Consider the following 6,502-nt stretch of genomic DNA (forward strand, 5'->3'; position numbering starts at 1 on the left):
GCCGGCGGCTCGCGACGGTCACGTCGATGTTTTTACGGGCGAAGGCGTGGGCGAGGGCCTGGCCTACCGCACCGAATCCTACAATCGCATAGCTCATAATACTTCTCCGATCCGTGTTGGTCTTGATTCCCCGGCCCTCAACGGCGCTGGGTTATCCGTTTCGCTGCATGGCGACCTTCGCGAGATCTTCGGACTGCCACCCCAAGCGATGCGCGTCATCGGTTCGAATTCCTGAATTGACGCGTAGACGTCCTGCCGTGAACGACTTCCGCGCGGCCGGACGGTCAGCCGCGCGGCAGGCAAGCCCGGATACTCGAACGTGTGCGTCCAATCCTCCTCACTCGTTCATGTCGACATGGCTTGCGATCTCCGACTCAGGCGGAACCTATGACTCACAACCGACCCCAAGGAACACTGTTGCCGCCCATCTAGCCGTCTTGTCGGTATCGGCGAAGCCGCTGATCTGTGCTAAGCCGCCGCCCGAATAGCCAAAGGAGTACACCCGTGAGCGAGCCGACCGTGGCCGAGGCGACCGACAGCATCTATGCATCGCTCCGGGCGAACAATGCCGACATCGACGCACATATCGCGGCGCTCAAAGCAGCGCTGACGCGAGAGGGGATAGAACAGGCGGTGTTCGATCCGGCAAGGCTGGCACAGAACAACCGTTCGGGCCGCAAGCTGATGCAGGCTTATTTTCGGCAGCGCGGCGTGAGCGTGAGGTTTTCGGCCTCGTAGGGGCGCACACTGAGGCGCCACAGCCCGCCGGCAATCATTGTGGTCCAGGACCCCTCGGGGAGTTCAGGCAAGTCCGCTTTTGGCTTCTGTAGGCCGACATGCGTCTTCTGGCCCCGCCGACGTCAAAGTACCTAGGAAATCGGCCGACAAATGGTCAATTCAATCACCTGCGCTGGCTGCCGAGTACATCAGCGACCGATTCGCCGCTTCTGGCCTTCGGATTTGACCGGCCCAATCGCATGTATCTGCCGCCTCGAGCGCTTCGGCGCGGTCAGATTTGTCTAACGCTCCTATCCGTCGAACCGACGCGAAGAACCGTGGATAGTCGCCCGAACACAAATCGAATAAGCGGAGAAACGCAGTCACCCGATCGCTGTAGACGGAAGTCGCGGCGAGCTTTGCGTTGTTGATCGGAGCATCGAACCAGGCGTCATATCCACGGTATCCACCCCAGCGCCTGTCGCGCATCTGTCGGTATCGCGTCCTCAGCCGTTCGATCGCGGCCTTCTTCGCGGCCCACTTCTGCTCAGAAGTAACATCGTCGTCATAGACATGCCTTAGCTCGTCCCGGGTCTGCGACACCAGCACAAGAAATTCAGCTCTGCGCCTCCGGTCGGCTTCGTAACGGCGCAATCCGGCAGTATCGCCGGTCGCGCGCAGCCATTTTCTCACACCCGTTGTTTCGACAGCGACAGCGAACGCTTCGTTGAACGAGGAATCGTCATGCACGTAGACGCGCTGGTGAGCGAGTTCGTGGAATACCAGCCCTGCAAGATACGTTTCATCTTGGCTGAGCATGGTGCTTAGCAGCGGGTCACTTGACCAGCCGAGCGTGGAATATGCAGTGATGCCCGTCACATAGATGTCCAGGCCCTGTCTCTGAAGTTCGACAGCGGTTTCAATCGCAGACCTTTTGGAGAAGTACCCTCGGTACGGTACGCATCCGAACACCGGAAAGCACCATGTTCGTGGCGTCAGCGAGAATTCCGGCGCTGCAAAGATGGCCCATGTCACCGCGTCTCGACCAACGTCAACATAGCTGCGGTAGCTGTTGTTGTCCGGCAGCGCTAGTTCATCTATCGCAAACTGTCGGATGGCGCTCGCCGATGCCATTCGAGCGCGCAATGTCCCAGGGGTCGAAGGATTGTCGATCAGCTCTCCGACATCCTGGCGCGCCGCCATGATCTCCACGTGACCCTTCAAGGATTGTGCGTAGTAGGAAATGCTGGTGCAACCTGCCACGCCGGACATCACGATCATCGCAGCAACCGAACGAGAAGCATGCATCATGCCCACGGCATCGCTCACACTTCCGGATAGGGCAAATGTCGCAACTACGCCCGGTCCCAAACAGTCGCGCCAATTTGGTAAGGTCCTGGAGGGGGTTTAGGTTAGACGTTCGTCCTCGGCAAGATAGTCACAATTCGGTCACTCGCCGCCAAATTGCCGAATGTCCGGACACGGCCGACTTAAGCAACGCAGCATTTTCCACTTTGAGGCGAAATAATTCTCAACTATGGTCCGCCAGGCTTTAGGCATGGGGGAATATTGCCGATGGTTTTATCACGCAGGGGTGTCGTGCTCGGTGGCCTGGCGCTGGTCGCTGTGGGTGCAACCAGCAATATTGCTCAAGCCGCGGCGGCAAAATCCTTTTTCGCCGGTACCGCCAGCGACAACAATTTTGTCTATCGCAAGACCAACTTCGCCAAGATCGACAAGAGATGGCATCGCCAGATCGTCAAGTATTTCAGCAGCGAGCCGGTCGGCACCGTCGTGGTCGATACCCGCCACCACTTCCTCTACGTCATCATGGAAAACAAGACCGCCATCCGCTACGGCGTCGGCGTCGGCAAGGACGGCTTCAAATGGTACGGCCGCGCGACGATCGACCGCCGCGCGCTGTGGCCGCAATGGGTCCCGCCCCCCGAAATGCGTAAGCGCAAGCCGGACCTACCACCCATGGTCGCAGGCGGCGCGTCCAACAATCCGCTCGGGCCGCGCGCGCTCTATTTGCACCGCGACGGCGCCGACACCGGCTACCGCCTGCATGGCACGCTGGAGCCATGGAGCATCGGCACCGACGCTTCCAGCGGCTGCATCCGTATGTTCCCGGAAGACATCATCGACCTCTACCAGCGCTGCCCGATCGGCACCGCGGTGCAGGTCCTGCCGCACATCGCCGACCAGGCGCCCGCTTCCACCACTGTCGAATGATTGGCGCCTCATGAACCGCACGATTGAAAACACGCGCCGGCTGCTCGCCGCCGGCCTGCTGGTGCTGGTCGCATCCTGCTCGACCAGCAACACGCTGGCCCCTTCCACGCCCGACGTCACCAACACCGAGGTTGCCGGCTTCCAGAACGTGCAGCCGGGCAGCGAGGAGGATTTTATCCTCAATGTCGGCCGCCGCACCTATTTCACGCAAGGTTCGGCCGCGCTCGATTCTGTCGCCAAGGCCACCCTCGACACCCAGATCGCCTGGTTAGCAAAGCATCCGCGCTGGCTGCTCAAGCTACAGGGTTTCGCCGACGATCCCGGCGCAAGTGAAACGGCGCTGTCGCAGCAGCGCGCCGATGCGGTGATGGACTACCTCGCCGCCGGCGGCATAGACCGCAACCGCATGTGGGCCAAGGGCTACGGCAAGGACAGGCTCGTCCGCGAGTGCCCCGACAACGCCTGCAGGTCGCAGAACCGCCGGGTTGTGTCTAATTTGCGCGATGTGAGGGACGAGCCATAGGGCTGCTGTTTTGCTTGTGACCCGAAGCAGAGTCTCACACGCGACGGCGGCATGGCTGCTTTGCGCCTCATCTCAGTCGTTAACCCAAACTCTGCCTCGACTTGAAAGCGGTTGTTCCCACAACTGCAACAGCGGCAGCCAAGCGTCCTTTCTTTTGTGATGATCCCAAGAGCCATTGCTCTGCCACACTACGGCCTTTGGGTTACAGACAGGCGAGTGTGACGCCTGTTGCTTCGGCGTTTCCTGCGGGCTTGCGAACCGCAATATCGGAAGCAGATCGCTCGGTGACCTCCGTCGCCGATTTGGATCAATCAGCGGTTCACAATTTGTTTCGCGTAGGATAATGCCCGATCGTGGGAAATTTTGCGATCGTCACTGAATGAACAACCTTGACCTTTCCGCCACGACTTCGTTCTGAGCGTCAAGCCAGAGTACGCTACCAAGATTGTAAGCGGTCAGAAGAAAGTCGAACTGAGGCGTCGATTTCCGCACCTTTACACGCGCGGCAGCGTCGACTTCTTCCGCACATATCCCGGAATGTATGTGCCGCGGCCGCTGATACTGCGATGTCAGGTCCTCGGTCAACCACTGCAGCATATCGCGTACGAGACCCTGGCTTTGACCAAGATGAATTGGAACAACACTCAGTTCGACAACGGAATGCCGATTACTATTGCGACGGCAAGACAGGTGGGGCAGGTGCTGAAGTACCTCGGAGACGGGCAGGAGATCGCTCCAAGGTACAGCTTTTACATGTAGAGAATCGGCTCTGACGCTGCGGAAGCGGGCAACTCTATGTCGGCGAACGAAAGCGATGGAGTGAACACAAACGCCCACTCTGGCTGCGCGAACGGAGGGGAGTGCTGTGGAGTAATATCGGATAGCAGAGGACACTCGAGCGAATCCTAGGCCATCGATAGCAGTCGATAGATTCTAGGCGACCGACAGATCTGCCGCTCTGTCGGGCGTCTCCCCGCTCTTCGAACGGCGCCCATACCCCGTCGGGCCTACCCCAACCTTCGCGACTTTGTGGCCTTCAAATCTTCGGTCGCGCGCTGCTCGAAGAAGTTAGCGCGCGATCAGTTCGTGGAGATGTTTCGCCAGCACTATAATCTGCCGCTGATCCTGGTCGATGCTTCGGAGCCGGTGCTTTCCAACCATGCGGTCGAGCGGCACAATATCACGGCGGTCTGGCCGGAAAGCCGGCGCGCCAATCCCGCTGTGCGCGCCTTCCTCGACCTGTTGCAGGGTGTGTCGAGAAACAGGTGAAGGTCACGGCCAGCATTTGGCCTGAAGACACCGGGCAGGGGAAACTCAGCCGCAGGTGTCGACCGTCCGCTGGTCGGCGCCATTAGCGCCATAACCGTCTCGGCAGCTACGCGACGAAGCGGACCACGCCGCCATCCACCCGCAAAGCCGCGCCGGTTGTCGCCGAAGCCTGCTCCGAGCATGTGTAGATGATCATGTTGGCCACCTCATCGGTGGTCGCGAAGCGTTGGATGAGGGTGGTCGGACGCATCGCCTTCAAGAAGCCCTGTTCGGCCTCCTGCTGCGTGATTCCGTTTGCGTCAGCCTGCTTCGCCATGAAGTCGCCCAGGATCTCAGAGCGGGTAGGTCCCGGCAGGACGGCGTTGATTGTGACACCCGTGCCCGCGACCGCCTCGGCGAGCCCGCGCGAGACCGCGAGTTGAGCGGTCTTGGTCATGCCGTAGTCGAGCATTTCCTTAGGGATGTTGACTGCGGACTCGCTACTTACAAACACGACGCGGCCCCAGCCTTTCGCCACCATCCGCGGCAGATAATGACGGGTCACGCGCACGCCACTCATTACGTTCAACTGGAAGAGGCCAAGCCAGTCCTCGTCGGGGATCTTCGCGATGTCCTCGACGCCACTGTAGCTCCGGATGTGAGCCGTACCAACATTGTTCACAAGGATATCGGCGTCCGGCGCCTGCGCGATCAAGGCCTGGGCACCCTCCGCTGTCGCAAGATCGGCGGCGATGCCCGAGATGTCGCTTCCGGGAAAGGCCTGCCGCATCTGCCTCACCGCCTCGTCGACCCGGGTATTCCCACGGCCGTTGACGACGACCGATGCACCGGCACGGGCAAACCCCTCCGCCGTCGCGCGGCCGATTCCGGCGGTGGATCCGGTGACAATCGCCTTGCGGCCCCTGAGTTCAATATTCATGTCATTTATCTCCAATGGTAGGTGGGTGATCATCCGCCGATCCAGGCTGGAAGCGCCCGTCGTCTGTTGAGTACCGACAATATTCGGGACGAAGGCAGGCCCAGTACTGTTCGGTCGAAAGCGTTGCGGCCCAAGCAACCGGCCAGGCCTCAAGACAAGCCCATTCAACTTGCCCTGCTTGCCACTTCCGCCTCCGCAGCGCGGGCGAGGCTTTCGACCCATTCCTGGTGATAGCGGTAGAGTGCACCGGGATGCTTGCGCCCGAGTTCCTCAAGGAACCAAGGGCCCTGCTGCGTTTCTTCGGTCAGCACATGGCAGCCATCGACCGTAGGAGTGATGACCCAGCCATGGTACGCGCTCGAGCCGGTCTCGTCGCCATCGACCGTCGTCGCCCACGCGAGCCTGCGGAAGGGTTCACACTCCGTCACGACCAGACTCATCGGAAAGCCAACCGTCACCCGGCTGTATCTGGTTTGAAGCGCCAGTTCCGGCTTGCCGGTCAAGATCTTGACCTGATCTTCGGCGGGAAAGTAGCTCGACCAATTCTCGGCATCAACGAGCAGCTTCCAGACCACTTCAGCCGGCGCCTTCACGTCAATGTCGTTGAGTGCGTAGATGGCCGACGTTTTCGGATCATATCGCTCGGGCCAAATCACATGATCATACATCGATTACTGCTCCTTCTTGAACAAATCCTGGAAGATGAGCTGGCCCCAAGTGCGGCCGCGTGCGTGCACCAGCGCGCCACCCTCGTTGAGCTTTCCCAGCTTGACGGGTGCGAACCCGAGTTGTTTGGCCAAGGCCGCCACCGGAGCGGTCGCGTCCTCGTCGTCGCTCGA

Annotated in this window: 7 protein-coding genes and 2 pseudogenes; 4 read left to right on the forward strand and 5 right to left on the reverse strand. The window is 60.2% G+C overall.

Features of this window, described 5'->3' with window-relative positions:
• The coding region (locus NKH91_RS32145; protein WP_352884808.1) for an NAD(P)-binding domain-containing protein at positions 1-97 on the reverse strand (97 nt) is incomplete at its 3' end.
• 407 nt (positions 98-504) lie between these two features.
• Between NKH91_RS32145 and NKH91_RS32150 the strand changes: the two genes are divergently transcribed.
• Positions 505-738 (forward strand): hypothetical protein, encoded by a 234-nt coding sequence (locus tag NKH91_RS32150; RefSeq protein ID WP_023716496.1) that lies wholly within the window; start codon positions 505-507, stop codon positions 736-738.
• A 159-nt stretch (positions 739-897) separates the two neighbouring features.
• On the opposite strand, the gene NKH91_RS32155 is transcribed toward NKH91_RS32150, so the two are convergent.
• Positions 898-2,028, reverse strand: a complete 1,131-nt coding sequence (locus NKH91_RS32155) for an aminopeptidase (RefSeq protein WP_352885604.1) — start codon at positions 2,026-2,028, stop codon at positions 898-900.
• A 264-nt stretch (positions 2,029-2,292) separates the two neighbouring features.
• Between NKH91_RS32155 and NKH91_RS32160 the strand changes: the two genes are divergently transcribed.
• The 3 genes and pseudogenes from NKH91_RS32160 to NKH91_RS32170 form a co-directional block, all read left to right on the forward strand.
• The gene (locus tag NKH91_RS32160) at positions 2,293-2,952 is read left to right on the forward strand and encodes a L,D-transpeptidase (RefSeq protein ID WP_352482339.1); all 660 of its coding nucleotides are present in this window, start codon (positions 2,293-2,295) and stop codon (positions 2,950-2,952) included.
• 10 nt (positions 2,953-2,962) lie between these two features.
• Complete coding sequence (locus NKH91_RS32165; RefSeq protein ID WP_352482338.1) at positions 2,963-3,475, forward strand: OmpA family protein; 513 nt, start codon at positions 2,963-2,965, stop codon at positions 3,473-3,475.
• 1,143 nt (positions 3,476-4,618) lie between these two features.
• Positions 4,619-4,744: pseudogene (locus NKH91_RS32170) on the forward strand (LysR family transcriptional regulator); the annotation flags it as partial.
• A 106-nt stretch (positions 4,745-4,850) separates the two neighbouring features.
• Here NKH91_RS32170 and NKH91_RS32175 read toward each other — a convergent pair.
• From NKH91_RS32175 to NKH91_RS32185, 3 genes and pseudogenes are all read right to left on the reverse strand, one after another.
• The gene (locus NKH91_RS32175) at positions 4,851-5,663 is read right to left on the reverse strand and encodes an SDR family NAD(P)-dependent oxidoreductase (RefSeq protein WP_352885603.1); all 813 of its coding nucleotides are present in this window, start codon (positions 5,661-5,663) and stop codon (positions 4,851-4,853) included.
• A gap of 164 nt (positions 5,664-5,827) precedes the next feature.
• Positions 5,828-6,331 (reverse strand): SRPBCC domain-containing protein, encoded by a 504-nt coding sequence (locus NKH91_RS32180; protein WP_352547369.1) that lies wholly within the window; start codon positions 6,329-6,331, stop codon positions 5,828-5,830.
• Positions 6,332-6,334: 3 nt separating this feature from the next.
• Positions 6,335-6,502: pseudogene (locus NKH91_RS32185) on the reverse strand (NADP oxidoreductase coenzyme); the annotation flags it as partial.

The organism is Mesorhizobium sp. M0894 (assembly GCF_040319725.1).
In the GTDB taxonomy this organism is placed as follows: domain Bacteria; phylum Pseudomonadota; class Alphaproteobacteria; order Rhizobiales; family Rhizobiaceae; genus Mesorhizobium.